Annotated in this window: 19 protein-coding genes and 1 pseudogene; 17 read left to right on the top strand and 3 right to left on the bottom strand. The window is 63.2% G+C overall.

Translation table 11 applies throughout. From position 1 onward, the window contains the following. Positions 1–29: 29 nt before the first annotated feature. Positions 30–1,700, bottom strand: a complete 1,671-nt coding sequence (locus RNZ50_07710; protein ID MDT8854904.1) for an iron ABC transporter permease — start codon at positions 1,698–1,700, stop codon at positions 30–32. Between the two features lie 239 nt (positions 1,701–1,939). Here RNZ50_07710 and RNZ50_07705 point away from each other — a divergent pair, with 239 nt between their 5' ends. Beyond that, the gene (locus RNZ50_07705; GenBank protein ID MDT8854903.1) at positions 1,940–2,536 is read left to right on the top strand and encodes a LysE family translocator; all 597 of its coding nucleotides are present in this window, start codon (positions 1,940–1,942) and stop codon (positions 2,534–2,536) included. 44 nt (positions 2,537–2,580) lie between these two features. Here RNZ50_07705 and RNZ50_07700 read toward each other — a convergent pair whose 3' ends face one another. After that, the gene (locus tag RNZ50_07700; GenBank protein MDT8854902.1) at positions 2,581–3,762 is read right to left on the bottom strand and encodes a GTP-binding protein; all 1,182 of its coding nucleotides are present in this window, start codon (positions 3,760–3,762) and stop codon (positions 2,581–2,583) included. Positions 3,763–3,851: 89 nt separating this feature from the next. Between RNZ50_07700 and hisI the strand changes: the two genes are divergently transcribed. The 16 genes and pseudogenes from hisI (at position 3,852) to RNZ50_07620 (ending at position 16,089) form a co-directional block, all read left to right on the top strand. Beyond that, positions 3,852–4,310 carry a phosphoribosyl-AMP cyclohydrolase gene (gene hisI / locus RNZ50_07695; GenBank protein MDT8854901.1) on the top strand — a complete coding sequence of 153 codons (459 nt, stop codon included), beginning with the start codon at positions 3,852–3,854 and terminating at the stop codon, positions 4,308–4,310. After that, positions 4,310–4,717, top strand: a complete 408-nt coding sequence (locus RNZ50_07690; protein MDT8854900.1) for a DUF1636 domain-containing protein — start codon at positions 4,310–4,312, stop codon at positions 4,715–4,717. The genes hisI and RNZ50_07690 overlap by 1 nt, the downstream gene beginning before the upstream one ends. Next, the gene (locus RNZ50_07685) at positions 4,714–5,475 is read left to right on the top strand and encodes an ABC transporter ATP-binding protein (GenBank protein MDT8854899.1); all 762 of its coding nucleotides are present in this window, start codon (positions 4,714–4,716) and stop codon (positions 5,473–5,475) included. The genes RNZ50_07690 and RNZ50_07685 overlap by 4 nt, the downstream gene beginning before the upstream one ends. A gap of 13 nt (positions 5,476–5,488) precedes the next feature. After that, on the top strand, positions 5,489–6,418 hold the full coding sequence (locus RNZ50_07680; GenBank protein ID MDT8854898.1) for an ABC transporter substrate-binding protein: 930 nt from the start codon (positions 5,489–5,491) through the stop codon (positions 6,416–6,418). 49 nt (positions 6,419–6,467) lie between these two features. Continuing rightward, positions 6,468–7,517 (top strand): iron ABC transporter permease, encoded by a 1,050-nt coding sequence (locus RNZ50_07675; protein ID MDT8854897.1) that lies wholly within the window; start codon positions 6,468–6,470, stop codon positions 7,515–7,517. Positions 7,518–7,597: 80 nt separating this feature from the next. Beyond that, positions 7,598–8,038: a Fur family transcriptional regulator gene (locus RNZ50_07670; protein ID MDT8854896.1), complete on the top strand. Its 441-nt coding sequence runs from the start codon at positions 7,598–7,600 to the stop codon at positions 8,036–8,038. A 104-nt stretch (positions 8,039–8,142) separates the two neighbouring features. Then, positions 8,143–8,895, top strand: a complete 753-nt coding sequence (gene aztA, locus RNZ50_07665; protein ID MDT8854895.1) for a zinc ABC transporter ATP-binding protein AztA — start codon at positions 8,143–8,145, stop codon at positions 8,893–8,895. Then, on the top strand, positions 8,892–9,758 hold the full coding sequence (locus tag RNZ50_07660; GenBank protein ID MDT8854894.1) for a metal ABC transporter permease: 867 nt from the start codon (positions 8,892–8,894) through the stop codon (positions 9,756–9,758). The genes aztA and RNZ50_07660 overlap by 4 nt, the downstream gene beginning before the upstream one ends. Before the next feature lie 12 nt (positions 9,759–9,770). After that, positions 9,771–10,733 carry a metal ABC transporter substrate-binding protein gene (locus tag RNZ50_07655; GenBank protein MDT8854893.1) on the top strand — a complete coding sequence of 321 codons (963 nt, stop codon included), beginning with the start codon at positions 9,771–9,773 and terminating at the stop codon, positions 10,731–10,733. 2 nt (positions 10,734–10,735) lie between these two features. After that, positions 10,736–11,698, top strand: coding sequence for a GTP-binding protein (locus tag RNZ50_07650; protein ID MDT8854892.1), 963 nt, complete (start codon positions 10,736–10,738; stop codon positions 11,696–11,698). Beyond that, positions 11,683–12,732 (top strand): WD40 repeat domain-containing protein, encoded by a 1,050-nt coding sequence (locus RNZ50_07645; protein ID MDT8854891.1) that lies wholly within the window; start codon positions 11,683–11,685, stop codon positions 12,730–12,732. The genes RNZ50_07650 and RNZ50_07645 overlap by 16 nt, the downstream gene beginning before the upstream one ends. Before the next feature lie 154 nt (positions 12,733–12,886). Beyond that, a pseudogene (locus RNZ50_07640) lies at positions 12,887–13,928 on the top strand (IS5 family transposase). A 193-nt stretch (positions 13,929–14,121) separates the two neighbouring features. Continuing rightward, the gene (locus tag RNZ50_07635; protein ID MDT8854890.1) at positions 14,122–14,307 is read left to right on the top strand and encodes a hypothetical protein; all 186 of its coding nucleotides are present in this window, start codon (positions 14,122–14,124) and stop codon (positions 14,305–14,307) included. A gap of 667 nt (positions 14,308–14,974) precedes the next feature. After that, entirely contained in the window at positions 14,975–15,196 is a 222-nt protein-coding gene (locus RNZ50_07630) for a hypothetical protein (GenBank protein ID MDT8854889.1), read from the top strand. Between the two features lie 12 nt (positions 15,197–15,208). Continuing rightward, the gene (locus tag RNZ50_07625) at positions 15,209–15,757 is read left to right on the top strand and encodes a hypothetical protein (GenBank protein MDT8854888.1); all 549 of its coding nucleotides are present in this window, start codon (positions 15,209–15,211) and stop codon (positions 15,755–15,757) included. Further along, positions 15,754–16,089 carry a hypothetical protein gene (locus tag RNZ50_07620; GenBank protein ID MDT8854887.1) on the top strand — a complete coding sequence of 112 codons (336 nt, stop codon included), beginning with the start codon at positions 15,754–15,756 and terminating at the stop codon, positions 16,087–16,089. The genes RNZ50_07625 and RNZ50_07620 overlap by 4 nt, the downstream gene beginning before the upstream one ends. Positions 16,090–16,171: 82 nt before the next feature. Here the strand turns inward: RNZ50_07620 and RNZ50_07615 are convergent, their stop codons facing one another. Beyond that, positions 16,172–16,537, bottom strand: a complete 366-nt coding sequence (locus RNZ50_07615) for a hypothetical protein (protein MDT8854886.1) — start codon at positions 16,535–16,537, stop codon at positions 16,172–16,174. Positions 16,538–16,660 lie beyond the last annotated feature (123 nt).

Genomic DNA, 16,660 nt, shown 5'->3' with positions numbered 1-16,660 from the left:
GCCTCCGGGAAACCGGGGGCCATTTTTTGTCAGCCGCCCCGCAGCGGGCCGCGCACCACTTGCCGCATCAGCAACAGAACCGGAACAAGGCCGAAGGCCACGATCACCAATGACGGCACCGCCGCGCCGTTCAGACGTTCGTCCGCGGCGAGGCGAAACGCCTGCACCGCCAGCGTATCAAAGTTCAGCGGACGCATGATCAGCGTGGCAGGCAGTTCCTTCATCACATCGACGAACACGATCAGCGCCGCCGTAAGGGCAGCAGGTGTCGTAAGCGGCAAAAAGATGCGGCGCATCACACCCAAGGGCCGCTCGCCCAGTGTTCGCGCCACCAGATGCATCTGCGGTGGCACTGCCGTCAGCCCGGCATCAAGCCCGTTCATCGCCACAGCGGCAAAGCGCACATAGTAAGCCAGCAGCAACAGAAGCAGGCTGCCCGTGAACAACAATCCGGTCGAGATGCCGAATGTTTCCCGCATCACCGCATCCAGCCAATTGTCGAACGCCGCCATCGGGACCAGCACCCCCAGCGCGATCACGCCCCCGGGCACAGCATAGCCCAGCCGCGCTACGCCGACTGCGCCGCGCGCCGCGCGCCCCGGATGCAGCCGTGCGTTGAACAGCAGCACAGATGCTGCGGCCACAGTCAGAAACGCCCCGAGGCCAGCCAGCGTCAACGAATTGCCGATCAGGGCAATATAGCGTGCCGAAAGCAGATTCTGGCCCGACCCGATGGCCATCTCGACCAGAATGGCGATAGGCAGGACAAAGCCGAACAAGACCGGCACCGCGCAGGCAACAAAGGCACCTATCGCCGCCAGCCCTCGCAGCCGCAGCGGCTCGACACGTTCGAACCGCCTTCCAGTGTTGTGAAATTGCGCCCGCCCTCGCATCGTTCGCTCAGCGATCGCCAAGGCCAGCGCAACCGTCAGCAGGCACAGCGCCAGCTGCGCCGCCGCGCCCCGGTCGCCCATCGAGAACCACGCCTGATAGATGCCGGTGGCAAAGGTCGGTACGCCAAAGTGAAACACCGTGCCCACGTCGGCGATGGTCTCCATCACGGCAAGCAGCACGCCGCCCGCAATCGCTGGCCGCGCCATCGGCAGGCTGACACGACGAAACGCCCCCCAGGGGCCTTGCCCCAGCGCACGCGCCGCAACCCAGGCGCTGGCCGACTGGCTCAGAAACATCGCCCGCACCAGCAGATAGACATACGGATACAGCACGAAGATCAGCATCAGCGCCGCCCCGGGCAGAGACCGGATATCGGGGAACCAATAGTCGTTCGGCCCCCAGTCCGTCACCTCACGAAGGGTGCGCTGAACAGGACCGGGGTGATCGAGAAAGGTGGTATAGGCATAGGCCAGAACATAGGCCGGAAACGCCAGCGGCAGCGGCAGGAGATATTCAAGCACGCGGCCCCCCGGAAAGCGCGTCATCGTGACCAGCCACGCGGCCCCCGTGCCGATCACCGCTGTGCCAACCGCCACCAGCGCCACCAGAAGAACCGTGTTGCCCGCCAACACCGGCAGGCGGGTGGTCGCCAGATGCAGGGCGGTCTCCCCCCCGCCTGTCAAAGCGGCCAGCACGACGGCAACCAGAGGGAACAGGCACAGCCCGCCAAGGACAAGCGCGAGGCCCTGAAAGCCACTGCCTCGGCGGCGCTTGGACGGTAAAGAAGATGTGGGTGTAACGCTCATCGATTGATGATAACCGCCCCGACCGCTGGCTTCAATTCCATCCGCACTGTCATCCCGCTGCAGGTCCAGTCCGGGTTGTGCGTTTAGGATGGAGTCAGGCTCGGACTGTTAGCCCGCACGTTGCTCATCATGCGCCGGGCCTCTGGCAATAACCTTGCAACAGGCATTGCGCAATAACCGGGTCGCTTGGCTGCGACTGCCGCGCGACAAGGAAACTCATTTTCTGGAGATCGTGTCGCATGTTCGAATTTACGCTTGCCCTTTTGCTGTTTCTCTTGCCGCTGGCGTACAGCCCGGGGCCGGGGAACATGTTCTTTGCGGCAATTGGCGCGCGCTTTGGGCTGCGTGCATCGCTGCCCGCGACCACAGGCTATCACCTGGCCACATTTATCGTGACAGCGGTCATTGGGCTTGGCTTTGCCGAATTGGCCGGGCTGAGTTCAAGTGCGTTAGAAGTTCTGCGAATTGGCGGATCGGTTTACGTCCTTTGGCTGGCATGGCTGTTCTTGCGTGCAGGCGCCACGACAGGTGTCGCCAAGGCGCGCGAGGCAACAGCGTTGGATGGGGCGATCCTGCTGATCCTGAACCCCAAAGCCTATCTGATCGTTGTCTTGATGTTCAGCCAGTTTTTGCCCGCCTCGGCGATAAGCGATGCAGCACTTGTCCTCTGGATCACGACCGTGTTCACCGTGAACAACTTCGTGGCCTTCACCATCTGGACGCTGGCAGGCGACCTTCTGTTGCGACGGTTTCGCAGTGCCTCTGCTGCGCGGCCGATAAACATTGCCTTTGGTATCATGCTCGCCGCCGTCGCGATCTGGATGCTGTTTCGGTGACGATGCGCTACTTCTCCCGCCGACCAACGGAACACAGGGGACGGTCAGAACGGCATTTGAACGTGCTGCGCCATCATCCCACCTGACCCAGTTTGTTCTGGGCGCATCCGCAGGACCGCAAGGCTGCTATCCAGAATGTCGCGCGGGATGTCGCGGCCGATGACCACGATCCGGCTTTTGCGGTCGCCCTCGGGCCAGTGCGGCAGGCTGACCGGAGGGTGAAAGATGTGCTGCACGCCATGGAATGCGAAGGGGTGGGGGATGCCTTCGACGTGCACGATGCCCTTCATGCGCAGGATATCAGGGCCGCGCAGCGCGATCAGGTTATCCAGCCAGAAATCGAAAAGATTTGCCGGGATCGGATCATCGATGGTGATGGAAACCGAATTGATCCGGGTATCGTGCAGGCTGACGGGTGCTGCGGGCGAGGGGCGGTGAAAGCCCATCGACAGGCTGGCAAAGGGGTCAGTGGCGGGGTTCGGCGCGAACAGCCCGTAGGCAGGGTTGCCGCTGCCGATCGGTTGCGTGGGTACTGTCGGCTTTGAGGGGGCATAGGCTGCGGCATTGACCCAAGCCAGCGTTTGATCTGGCGCAGCTTTGTCGTGCATCCCGCTGATGTTGAACAATACTCCGGGTGGCACGCGGCCATGATCGGCAGTGATGCGGGCCGCACCGGGGTTGATCTGCGCCAAGCGGTCCTCGAACCGGCGCAGCTCGGGCGGGGTGACAAGGTCGGTCTTGGTCAGCACGATCCGGTCGGCAAGGGCAATCTGATTGACTGCCTCGAACTGCTTATCAAGGCTCCGCGGGCCGGTGGCGGCACAGGCGGTCGTCACCACGCCGTCTAGCCGGAAGGCCTGCGCCAGTTCCCGCTCAACAAGCAGCGTGTGCAGGATCGGGGCAGGGTCGGCAAGGCCCGTCGTCTCGATCACCACACGGTCAAACGCCACCTCGCCAGCCGCCTGACGGCGCAGAAGCGCCAGCATCGCCGTCACCAGATCGCCGCGGATGGTGCAGCACAGACAGCCCGATTGCAGCAAGACCATCTCTTCGGTCGCTTCCTCGATCAGGTCGTGGTCAAGCCCGATATCCCCGAACTCATTGATGATCACCGCCACCCGCCCCATGCCCGGATCACGGATCAGGTGGTTCAGCAGCGTGGTTTTGCCAGACCCGAGGAACCCGGTCAGCAGGGTCACTGGAATGGGAAATGCAGATGCGGTCATTTCGGGCGTCCTTTCGTCACGTCGATTTCCACTTGCGTTATATTATAACATTACATTAAGCAAGGCGCTGCCATTGACTGGAGCCTGCGATGCCCACCATCCCCTTTGCCAGCCGCACGAGCATTCCGCAGGTCGAGGAAGGCACGTCCCTTGCACCCCGATTTGACGCCGATGGCCATATCCCTGTGGTCACGACCGACGCGCAGTCAGGTGAAGTTCTGATGATGGGCGTGATGACGGTGGAAGCTTTGCGCCTGACGATCCAGACCGGCGAGGCGCATTACTGGAGCCGCGCGCGCCAATGCCTGTGGCACAAGGGAGCAACCTCGGGCTTTGTGCAGCGGGTGGTCGAAGTTCGCATTGACGATGATCAGGATGCGATCTGGCTGCGGGTTGATGTGGCGGGCGGGGCGTCGTGCCATGTCGGATATCGGTCGTGTTTCTATCGGGCGGTTGACGCTGACGGCGAGCTTCGATTTGTCGAAAACGCGAAGGTTTTCGATCCGGTCACCGTATATGGTGACTCGCCGAACCCGACGCAGCTGTGATGGCGCAGCCTGGCCCTGACGCAGTGCTGCGCCACCAGATCGCCGTCTGCGTATCGTGCCGTCATTGGAGCATGACCGAACCTGGCCCCGAATTGATCACGAGGTTGCGCCAAGCGCTGCACGCCAGGGGACTGGATCAGTTTGACGTCTCCGGGGTTGACTGCATGGCGGGCTGCGATCGGCCCTGCACGGTGGCATGGTGTGCAGCGGGCAAGGCTACTTGGCTCTTTGGCGATATTGATCCAAATGCCGACATCGACGATCTGGTGGCTTTTGCCCAACTTTATGCGGCTTTGCCCGATGGCTGGTGCCGCTCCACTGAACGACCGGGAAAACTGGCCCGGTCAGCTTTGGCGCGCATCCCGGCGGCCCCATTGATGGTCACCCCGAATTTGGCCGAGCTATGACACATCTTGTCGCCAAAGGACTGACGTGGGCACCGCGCGGGGCGGCCCCGATCCTGTCGGATGTCAGCTTTACCGTGCTGCGCGGCCAGGTACTGGCAATCTGTGGGGCAAATGGTGCGGGGAAATCCACGCTATTGCGGATGCTCTATCGCTATCTGCGCCCGGATGTGGGGCGGGTGACGCTGGGCAGTGATGATCTGTGGGCGCTGTCGCCGCGGGCCGCTGCGCGCCGGGTGGCGGCTGTCTTGCAGGAACAACCCACCGATTTTGCCCTGACCGTGCGTGAGATGGTCGGCCTTGGCCGTACGCCGCACCGGTCGGGGTTTGCCGGGGCAGGGGCGCGCGACGCAGAGGTGATCGCGGCCAGCCTGCACCGGATGGACCTTGTGCGTTTTGCGGACATGCCCTTTGGCACCCTGTCAGGGGGCGAGCGGCAGCGCGTCATGGTGGCCCGCGCGCTGGCGCAGGAACCGGAACTGCTGGTGCTGGACGAACCCACCAATCACCTGGATATCCGCCATCAGTTGGAGGTGCTGTCCCTGCTGCGCGGTCTTGGCCTGACGGTGGTGCTGACGCTGCATGATCTGACGCTGGCCGCCGAACACGCCGATGCGCTGCTGATCCTGCATCAGGGCCGCCTGCTTGCGCATGGCCCGCCCTGCGATGTGCTGACGCCAGACACGATCACCCGCGCCTTTGACGTGACCGCCCGCATCGACGCCAGCGGCCCCAGCCCGCGCTATTCCTTCCACCTGTAATCCGGAGACTTCGATGAAACTTGCCGCCCTTGCCTTGCTGCTGTCCGCCACCTCTGCGGCGGCCTTCCCCGTCACGGTGAAAAGCTGCGACCGCGAGGTGACCTTCAATGCCGCCCCGACGCGGGCGATTTCAAACGATGTAAACCTGACCGAAATGATGCTTGTCCTGGGCTTGCGAGACCAGATGGTCGGCTACACCGGCATTTCCGGCTGGAAGACGCTGGACGCACAGATGCGGGAAGGCATCGCCGAACTGCCGGAACTGTCGGCCAAATATCCGACCAAGGAAGTGCTGGTCGGCGCCGAGCCGGACTTCTTCTTTGCCGGCTGGAACTACGGCATGAAGGTCGGCGGCGAGGTGACGCCCGAGACGCAGGAACCCTTTGGCATCCAGACCTACGAGCTGACCGAAAGCTGCATCCACCTTGGCCCGAAAGACAAGGTGGCGATGGAGGACATGTATAATGATCTTCTGAACCTCGGCACGATCTTCGGCGTGTCGGACCGTGCCGTGGTGCTGGTTGATGGCTACAAGGCGCGTCTGGCCGAGGTGACGGCAGGGGTGGACCGCAGCAACCCACTGCGCGTGTTTGTCTATGACAGCGGCGAAGAGGCACCGTTCACCGCAGGGAAGTACGCCATGCCCACCGCGATGATCGAGGCAGCGGGGGGCGTGAACATCATGGACGATGTCGAGAAAAGCTGGACCGAGATTGCGTGGGAGCCGGTGGTAGAGCGCAACCCGCAGGTCATCGTCATCGTGAACTACGGCGATGTGACAGCTCAGCAGAAGATCGACTTCATGAAAAACAACCCGGCTTTTGCGAGCATCGACGCCGTGGTGAATGACCGGTTCGTGGTGCTGGAATACGTCGAGGCGACGCCGGGGCCGCGCAACATTGCGGCGGTGGAAAAGGTGGTCGCGGGCTTTACGGCCAAGTGATCAACGCGGCCCGCGCGTATCGGCGCGGGCCTTTTCACCGGAGGTTCAGATGACCGACAGCACCCTGACCCACGCCACGCAACGCCGCCTGCACCTTGGGGCACGGGCCACGCTTGGCCTGTGCGTGCTGGGCGCATCCATCCTTGTGGCGGTGGCCGTGGGGGCGGTGCCCGTGCCCTTGCCAACCGTGGTGGGGGTATTGGCCAACCAACTGGCTCCGGGGCTGGTTGAGGCGACGTGGTCCAACGGACGCGAGGCGATTGTCTGGGACATCCGCTTTCCTCGCGTGCTGCTGGCGGCGCTTGTGGGGGCGGGGCTGGGGCTGGTGGGGGCGGCCTTGCAAGCTGTGACGCGCAACCCGCTGGCCGATCCGCATCTCCTTGGCATCTCGTCGGGCGCCGCTTTTGGCGCGATCCTTGCCCTGCTGCACACCGGGCTGTTTCTGGGGCTGCTGACGGTGCCTTTGCTGGCCTTTGCGGGGGCATTGGTGGCGGCGATGCTGGTGGTGGGTGTGGTTCACCTGACCGGGGCCAACGGGGCCGACCGACTGGTTCTGGCCGGTGTTGCGGTCAGCTTTATCGTGATGGCCGGGGCCAATGTGCTGATTTTCCTGGGCGATCCGCGCGCCACGCATACGGTGGTGTTCTGGATGCTGGGCGGGCTTGGCCTTGCGCAGTGGTCGCATATGGTCTGGCCGCTGGCTGTGCTGGTGCCGACAGGGGCGTGGCTGTGGCTGCGCGCGCCCGAAATGAACGCGATGAGTGTGGGGGATGAAACCGCCGCCACACTGGGCATCGCGCCTGCACGGTTCCGGCTGCAGGTGTTCGTGGCGGGGGCGCTGATCACCGGGGTTATGGTGGCGTTTTCCGGGATCATCGGCTTTGTCGGCCTGATGATGCCCCATATCGTGCGGCTGGTGATGGGCGGCAACAACGCGCGCGTGCTGCCGTTCTCGGCCCTGTTCGGCGCGATCTTCCTGATCTGGGCCGACATCATCGCCCGCGTCGTGATGGCCCCCGAAGACATGCCGATTGGTGTGGTGACCGGCCTGATTGGCGGGGCGTTCTTCGTAGGCCTTCTGGCGCGACGGCGGATGTAACGCCTAGGGGATTACGACCCGCGGTCGGCTTGTGGAGTGTTATGTTATAGTATAACTATTCTAGAACCAATGAGGCCAGCGTGATCAGACCGTTCCCGACCCATGACCATCCCCTCCAGCCAACCGGCAACGACCGGCTGGTCTTTGATGTATTGCGCGCAGCGAACGGTCCCGTTTCGGCCTATGACATCCTTGACCGGCTGAAGCCTGACCGCCCCCGGATTGCCCCCACGACCGTGTACCGCGCGCTGGAGCATCTGATCCGCGCGGGCCGTGTGCGGCGGATTGAATCGCTGAACGCCTATCTGCCCGCCACGGATACCCCTGATCGCGCCGTTGTCTTTGCGATCTGCGATGACTGTGGTCGAGTGCAGGAACGTGACGCCGGGGCCGAGGTAGGGCGCATCACCAAGGCGCTGGCCAAGGACGGCTTTCGCCCAACCCATCCTGTGGTCGAGGTGCATGGCCGCTGCGGCGACTGTGACGCGGGCACAGACAACGGGGCGGGGGCCAAGGCGTGACCGGGTTCAGCCTGATCCTGTCGGGGCTTGGCCTGCGGCTGGCTGTGGCGGCAGTGGTGTGGGGCCTGCTGTGGGCGGCCTTTGCGGTCGTGGTGGGTTAAGCCATGCCAGCCATCGTCTTGCAGGATCTGACGCTGGGCTATGACCGCCACCCTACGGTGCATCATCTGGATGCGACAATTCCATCAGGCAGTTTGACAGCGATTGTCGGCCCCAACGGCGCTGGGAAATCGACCCTGCTCAAGGGCATCATCGGCGCGCTGCGTCCGCTCGAGGGGCACATATCGTTGGCGAAATCGCGCGTGGCCTATCTGCCGCAACAAGCCGAGATTGACCGCAGTTTTCCTGTGTCGGTGCGCGATCTGGTGGCCATGGGGCTTTGGGCGGACATCGGCCCCTTTGGCCGGATCACCGCAGGGCATGCTGACCGGATTGCTATGGCCCTTGCCGCCGTGGGGTTGACCGGGTTTGAGCGCCGCCCGATTGGTGCGCTCTCGGGTGGGCAGATGCAGCGGGTGCTCTTCGCACGGCTGTTGCTGCAAGAGGCGCAGGTGATCCTGCTGGACGAACCCTTTACTTCCATCGACGCCAAGACCGCCGCCGATCTGATGGCGCTGGTTCAGCGCTGGCATGGCGAGGGGCGCACCGTGGTGGCGGTGCTGCATGACCTTGACACCGTGCGGGCACAGTTCCCCAACACCCTGATGATCGCGCGCGAGATGGTCGCACACGGGCCGACCGCATCGGTGCTGACGCCCGCCAACCTCTTGCGCGCCCGCCAGATGTGCGAGGCGTTTGATGAGGACGCCGCCGTCTGTCTGCCCGAGACACGCAAACAAAACCGAGGCGCGGCATGATCGACCTGATCATCTCCCCGTTCCTCGACTTCGCCTTCATGCGCCGCGCGCTTCTGGGCTGCATCGCCATATCCATCGGGGCCACGCCCATTGGCGTCTTCCTGATGCTGCGCCGGATGAGCCTGACCGGCGACGCGATGGCCCATGCCATCCTGCCCGGTGCCGCTGTAGGGTTCTTGGTGTCTGGCCTGTCGCTGGGCGCGATGACCATCGGCGGCTTGGTGGCGGGCATGGCTGTGGCGCTGCTGTCGGGCTTTGTCACCCGCATGACCGCGCTGAAGGAAGACGCAAGCATGGCCGCCTTCTATCTGATCAGTCTGGCCGCAGGGGTACTGATCGTGTCGGTCAAGGGCAGCAGCGTGGACCTGTTGCATGTGCTGTTCGGCACGGTGCTGGCGCTGAATGATGATGCGCTGGTTCTGCTCTGTTCGATTGCCACGATCACATGGTTTGCGCTGGCAGTGCTGTTTCGCCCGCTGGTGCTGGAATGTGCCGATCCGCAGTTCCTCGCCTCGGTCAGCCGAATGTCGGCGATCACGCATTTCGGCTTTCTGGCCTTGGTGGTGCTGAACCTTGTCGCCGGGTTTCAGGCGCTTGGCACGCTGATGTCGGTCGGCCTGATGATCCTGCCCGCCGCAAGCGCCCGATTCTGGGCGCAAGGCATTGCCGGGATGATCGGCGTGGCGATCCTTGTGGCGGTGGCGTCCAGCATCACCGGCCTTCTGTTGTCCTACCACGCATCCCTCCCCACCGGCCCTGCGATCATCCTGGTTGCGGGCGCACTCTATGCCGCTTCGGTCATCTTTGGCCCGCAAGGCAGCCTCATGGCGCGCTATCTGCCGCGCCCCCATCTGCAATCCTGAAAGGATAACCCCATGCATCGCCGTATGTTTCTTGGCCTGACGACTGCCCTTGCCATCCTGCCAATGTCGGCCTTTGCCCAAGACAAACTGCCCGTTGTCGCCAGCTTTTCCATCCTTGGCGACATGGTGGCCGAAGTTGGTGGCGACCGGGTTGCCGTGACCACGCTGGTCGGCCCGGATGGTGATGCGCATGTCTACGCGCCGACCCCGGCCGATGCGCAGACGGTGGCTGCAGCAAGGGTGGTATTTGTCAACGGCATTGGGTTCGAGGGCTGGCTTGACCGGCTGATCGAGGCGTCGGAATTCAAGGGGCCGGTTGTGGTGGCCACCGATGGCATCAAGGCGCTGGAAATGGTCGAGGAAGGCCATGACGATCATGCCGAAGGCGAGGCGCATGCCGAGGGTGAGGCGCATGACCACGATGACCATACGGGCCACGATCACGGTGCTGTTGATCCTCATGCCTGGCAAAGCATCGATAACGCCAAGATTTACGTCTCCAACATCGCGCAGGCCCTGATTGCCGCCGATCCGGCTGGCGAAGAGGTCTATTCCGCAAACGCCACCGCCTATCTGGCCGAGCTTTCGGGGCTCGATGCCGAGATCAGGGCCGCGATGATCGCTCTGCCGGAAGACCGCCGGTCGGTCGTCACATCGCATGATGCGTTCGGCTACTTCGCTGCCGCCTACGGCATGACCTTCCACGCGCCCGAAGGCCTCAGCACCGAAGCCGAAGCCTCTGCCGCCGATGTGGCCGCCCTGATCACCCAGATGAAGGCCGAAGCGATCCCGGCCGTGTTTGTAGAAAACATCACCGACAGCCGGTTGCTGGAACAGATCACATCCGAGACCGGGGCCCAGATCGGCGGCACGCTGTTCTCCGATGCCTTGTCCGGCCCCGATGGCCCGGCCGGCACTTACCTTGCCATGATGCGCCACAACGTGGCCACCCTCACCGCAGCCTTGAAGGAATGACCATGACCGCACAAATCCCCGTCACCGTCCTCACCGGGTTTCTCGGCGCAGGCAAGACCACGCTTCTGAACCGCATCCTGACCGAAAACCACGGCCGCAAGTTTGCCGTCATCATCAACGAATTCGGTGAGACCGGCATCGACAATGACCTTGTCACCCATGCCGACGAGGAAGTGTTCGAGATGAACAACGGCTGCATCTGCTGCACCGTGCGCGGCGATCTGATCCGCATCATCGGCGGGCTGATGAAGCGCAAGGGGCTGGACGGCATCCTGATCGAAACCACCGGCCTTGCCGACCCCGCTCCGGTGGCGCAGACGTTCTACGTCGATGCCGATGTTGCAGCCCGCACCCGGCTGGACGCAATCCTGACCGTGGCCGATGCGGTGAACCTGTCCACCCATCTGGACGAGAGCCACGAGGCCGCCGAGCAGATCGCCTTTGCCGACATCGTGCTGTTGAACAAGACTGATCTGGTGGATGCCAACGCCCTGACGGCGGTCGAGGCGCGGCTGCGCAGCATCAACCCCACGGCCCGCATCATCCGCACCGCGCGCTGCGCCGTGGATCTGGATCAGGTGCTGGGCCTGAAAGCGTTTGAGCTGGAGCGCGTGCTGGAAATCGAGCCCGACTTCCTGACCGAAGACCACGCCCATGAGCATGATGACGAGGTCACCAGCATCTCGCTGCACTCCGATGTGCCCATGAACCCGGATGCGTTCCAGATTTGGTTCAGCAAACTCCTGCGCGAAAAGGGCCAAGACCTGCTGCGCTCCAAAGGCATCATCGACATGGCGGGCGAGGATCAGCGCTATGTCATTCAGGGCGTGCATATGCTGATGGATGGCAACCTGCTGGGGCCATGGCCGACCGACAAGCCGCGCCAGACCAAATTGGTGTTCATCGGTCGCAATCTTGACAGCATGAATCTCCGCGAAGGGTTCGAGGCATGCAAGGCGGCGTGACGATCCTTGATCCAGTGGCGCGCACAGCCGAGCCGACGGCCATCGAAAAGCTGGGGCGGTATTTCATCTGCGATGCGGTGCCGACCTGTACGGTGGCTTTGGATGACACCGTTTTTGCAGGCTTTGGCGACGGGGTGGTGCGGATCTTCCGCCCCGACCTGCCGATGCAGGAAGTGCCTGTCCATCGGGGTACGGTGCTGTGCATGGCTCGCCATAGCGCGGGCGTGCTGACCGGGGGCGATGACGGACGGGTCTTGAAGATCAGCGATGATGGCGAGGTAACGGAGATCGCCAGCCACGGGCTGCGGTGGGTGGATTGCATCGCGTCTCACCGCAAGGGCGCGTGGGCCGCATCCGTGGGCAAGACGGCGCACGTTCACGATGCAGACGGGAGGGCGCATAAGCTTGACCATCCCAGCACTGTGGGCGGCCTCGCCTTTGACCGCAAAGGCGAGCGTCTGGCCGTCGCACATTACGGTGGGGTCACGCTCTGGACGCGCGGGCGGCGCGACTGGAAACCGTCATCGCTGAAATGGGCGGGCAGCCATGTGGGGGTGACATGGAGCCCGGACAACCGGTTTATCGTCTCGACCATGCAGGAGAACGCCCTCCACGGCTGGCGGCTGCGCGACAAGGCCGACATGCGGATGTCGGGCTATCCGGCAAAGGTGAAGTCGATGGATTGGGTGGGAAAACTGCCGTTCCTCGCTTCCAGCGGAGCGCAAGAGGCGATCTGCTGGCCGTTCGATGGCGCCAATGGCCCGATGGGGCAAAAGCCGCTGACGCTTTGCTATGATGGCGACACGCTGGCAACCGCCGTCGTGGGCCTGCCCGGCCATGATGGTCTGCTCTGTGGGTTTGACAACGGTGTGGTGCTGTTCAGCGAGATTGATCCCATCGCCCAGCCCCGTGTCATCAAGCGCCGCAGCGGGGCTGCGATCACCCATCTGGTGGTGACCCCGGACAGCGGCTGGATGCTGGCCGCCGCCGAAGACGGGGTGGTGCTCTGGGCCCCATTAGGGCCAACAGGCTGATGTTGGGCCTCTTCAAACGCAGGCCCGCCGCCGATCCGGTGGTGACAGAGCGGCTCAAGGCGTGGGTCGGGTCACTCATGGGCACCTCTATAAATTGCCCCATCCCCCGCACTTCGGTATGGTGAGACAGTGAACTGGCATTGGGGATGCAACGATGGCGCAGATGGGTTTTTTCGATCTTTCGGACCGTTACGCGAGCCTCGATGCCAAAAGGGATCCGCTGGTCGAAATTGATGCCGTCGTGCCGTGGGAGGAGTTTCGTCCGGCTCTTGAGCGGGTCTGGCGCAAGCCTGTTGCGGATCGCAAGTCCCGCGCGGGGCGCAAGCCGATAGATGCGGTGCTGATGTTCAAGACGCTGGTTCTGAGCGCGCTTTACAACCTGTCGGATGATCAGATCGAATATCAGGTCCGCGACCGGCTTTCCTTTATGCGCTTCCTGGGGTTGGGCCTTGGTGACCGGGTGCCCGACGCCAAGACGGTGTGGCTGTATCGCGATGCGCTGGCGCAGGCCGAAGGTGGAGGAGTTGTTCGGGTTGTTTGACGGTCATTTGGCGCGGCGGGGCTACATTGCGCGCGGCGGTCAGATCCTGGACGCCTCCATCGTGCCGGTGCCGCGCAATCACAACACGCGCGATGAAAACGCAACGATCAAGAAGGGCGAGGTCCCCGAGGATTGGGCTGATAAGCCAGCGAAACGGGTGCAAAAGGATGTGGACGCACGTTGGACGAAAAAGCACGGCAAGAGCCACTACGGCTACAAGAACCATGTGAATGTGGACCGCACGCATAAGCTGGTCCGGCGCTACCACGTCACCGACGCCGCTGTGCATGACAGCCAGGCAGTGGATCATCTGCTGATGCAGGGCAACACCGGGTCTGGCGTGTGGGCGGATGCTGCTTATCGGTCCGAGGAGATGGAGGCCAAACTCCGCGCCTTAAAACTGAAAAGCCACATCCACCGCAAGGGCAATCGGGGCAAGCCGCTGACCGACCAGGCCAAGGGCAGCAACCGCACCAAATCCACCGTGCGGGTCCGGGTTGAGCACATCTTCGGCGCGCAGGCCAACGACATGGGCGGCACCCTGGTGCGCACCATCGGCTTGGTGCGGGCGAAGGCCAAAGTCGGCATGAAGAATCTCGCCTACAACATGCGCCGCCTCGGCCAACTGGGTCGCATCAACCCGCACCCAGCCTGAAAACGGTCGGCCAAGGACGCAGATCGCCCCGCGCATCGCTAAAAACGGCCCTGAACCGAAGGTCCGCGAGGCGAAATGGGCGGCAGATCATAAAAACCAAGGCAACAATCGGTCAGCTGAAGGTCGCTGCCGCGCTTCGGGCAGAACCTGCTATGCCGTTGCCGCGAAAACAGTCAAAAATCGAGGTGCCCTCATGGGCCTGTCGGACAAGGACACCATCATGCTGGCGGAGCTTGCCTGCAAGGATCCGGCCTGCCTCGACCAGGAAACCGTGATCACCGTCGTCCGCGCCGATCGCCACAAGTTCGTTCTGCGGTTCCCCGGCCCGATGGTGGGTGTGACCGAGGCGGACGTACAATCCCTTTCAAAAGATCTTTAGCTCACACAAACACAGTGAGCGGCTGGGGACCTACCTTTAAGCTCGCGGCGCAAGACCCTTGCCGATGTCCGACATGCGTTGTGCGCTCGCAGACAGGCACTCGTAGGAATCCTTCTCGATCACGGGTTGCCGTAGCCAGAGGCGAATAGAAAAGCGGCAAAAAAGCCACGCGAGCTAAAGACGGGCCCGTCGATCTGACGATGACGATAGCACCGGGTCTCTTATGGACCGGAAGCTGGCAGAAGCGCGCCACGGGTTATGTCCATCAAATGCTGCTGGTGGGAATATTGAGCTTTGCCATCGCAGCCTACCTGAAAACGCCCACTGGTCGAGTATTTCCGCCCGAAGCGATCACTCAGGCGATCACTTTCGTCGGAGTGGTGCCGCGCATTCTTACCTTAAGCTTTGTGCCGCTAGGGCCGGATCAATCTGGGCGCCCCACTCGCAACCCACCCGTGCCGGATCGATCGTGCCGTCGGGCAGGGTGGTGATCCACCCGGTGGCAATGGCTTTTCGGACCGCTGCTTCAGAGACCCCGCGTTGCGCGGCATAGCTTCGCCGGGATACTCCCATTCTGACCGAAACCTCATCTATTCAGTGACTTAGAAGTTGCTCTCTTTCGATCTCGTGCGCTGTCTGCAGCCATCGCAACGCAACGGAGACCGCCATGAATACCGCAACCAAGCCCCTGACGAACCACGAAGAATTCTGCCTCAAGAACGCCGCGCACTTTGTCGCCGCCCGCGGCCGGACGCCCGCCACCCGCACGCGCGCGCAATTCGCGACCCTGCCCGAGGCGCAGGCTTACGGCACGGCGATCGGTGACGGCCGGACGATGATCTACGCGGTCACAACCCTCGGGCTTTCCGCCCACATCACCAACGCCTGAAGGAACCCGACCATGAAAACCAAAGCCCTGACCGCCGCGCAGATCGATACGCTCGCCCAGCGCCTTTCCGACACGCCGATCGAACCCGGCGCCAGCGCGAAGAAGGCGGGTGACGCTTTCGCCCGCTTGCTGGCGGCAAGGATTGGCGCCGCCCGCGCCACCCTTGCCTTCACGTCGATAATGACGGCCGACACCTTCGATCAGGCCGAGGCCCGGCTGACCTTGGTGCTGGACTACGGCAACCCCGATCCTGCGGGCGAGGTAATTCCGGCGCCCGTCGACGAACCAAAGGCGGCAGCTTCCTCCGCTATCGGCAAGCGTCAAGCCGTTCTCAATCAGGCGCAAACCGGTGCGCTACCGCAGGCGCCGGATTTCTCCAAGCCGACCCACGCCAGGTTCCGCGCCAAGCTTGCCCAGATCGTCGCCTTGGCTGAGGCGGGCGACATCGCCGGTTTGCGCGCTTTCGAGATCAACCCGGTCTCAAGCAGCCCGAAGGCCATGGCCCGCTACCGCGACCTTTGTGTGATCGCCATAACTGCCCGCGCGCAGGTGGCCGCATGAAGATCACCCGCGAATTCGCCCCGGCTGATCGCTACGTCTATGATTTCGGGCTCTGCAGCTACGAGAAGGGCTGGGCGCAGATCGATACGGCACAGGACGCCGCGTATTTCGGGACATGGGCCGACCCGACCCGCCTGATGATCTTCAGCTATTGCGAGGGTGACACGACCTTGAAGGAGGCCGCCTCGCCCGAGGAGTTCGCAGCTGAACTGCGCGAGATCGATGCTTGGAACCGGGCGCACGGCTATGGCCCAGCGCGGATCGATCCGGGGTTTGATCCGCAGATGAAGGCTGCATTCGTAGCGTTGGGGCTGGAGGAAATGCTGCACTGAAGGGGCGGCGCTTCCCTTGGCCAGAGGTGCCGAGATGGTCCGTCCGCAGCGCAGGCCAGACTGGCCGAAGATCACGATTGGTTCAATGCACGCCCCGCGCCCGCAACCGATCTGGCGTGACGAGACCGCGTGACAGCATCGCGTCGCGGATTGTGTTGCTGATCGCGTTGGCGGGCAGGTAGCGGTCGGAGTTGACCATGTCTGCGTAAAAGGCCGCGAGTTCATCGGCGCTGGGTCGTGCGCCCTCTGTGCGTTTGGGCTGGCGTTTGCCGGTCGGGGCCTTCGGGGAGGTTGCTGCGAGTTGAGCGTCACGCTCGGCGGCGCGTTCCATCGCCCGGTCCAGTGCCTTGGGCCCATCAGGCGGGGCAGGGTGGTCCCTCCGGGTTTCGGTGGCGGTTTCTATGATCCGATCCTCGGTGAGGCCAAGGTCGTCGATCCAGCGGCGCACATGGGTTTTGGCTGGCCAGCCTTGCCACCAGGCAGGCAGGGTTCCGTTCGGATCAAGGCCGAGCGCGGTCAGCAGCTCTGCGAAGAAACGATCAAAATCGATCTCGCGCGCAGCTGCGTCCTC

The sequence above is a fragment of the Paracoccaceae bacterium Fryx2 genome, assembly GCA_032334235.1.
In the GTDB taxonomy this organism is placed as follows: Bacteria; Pseudomonadota; Alphaproteobacteria; order Rhodobacterales; family Rhodobacteraceae; genus JAVSGI01.
This window is presented reverse-complemented; position numbering and strand designations above follow the sequence as displayed.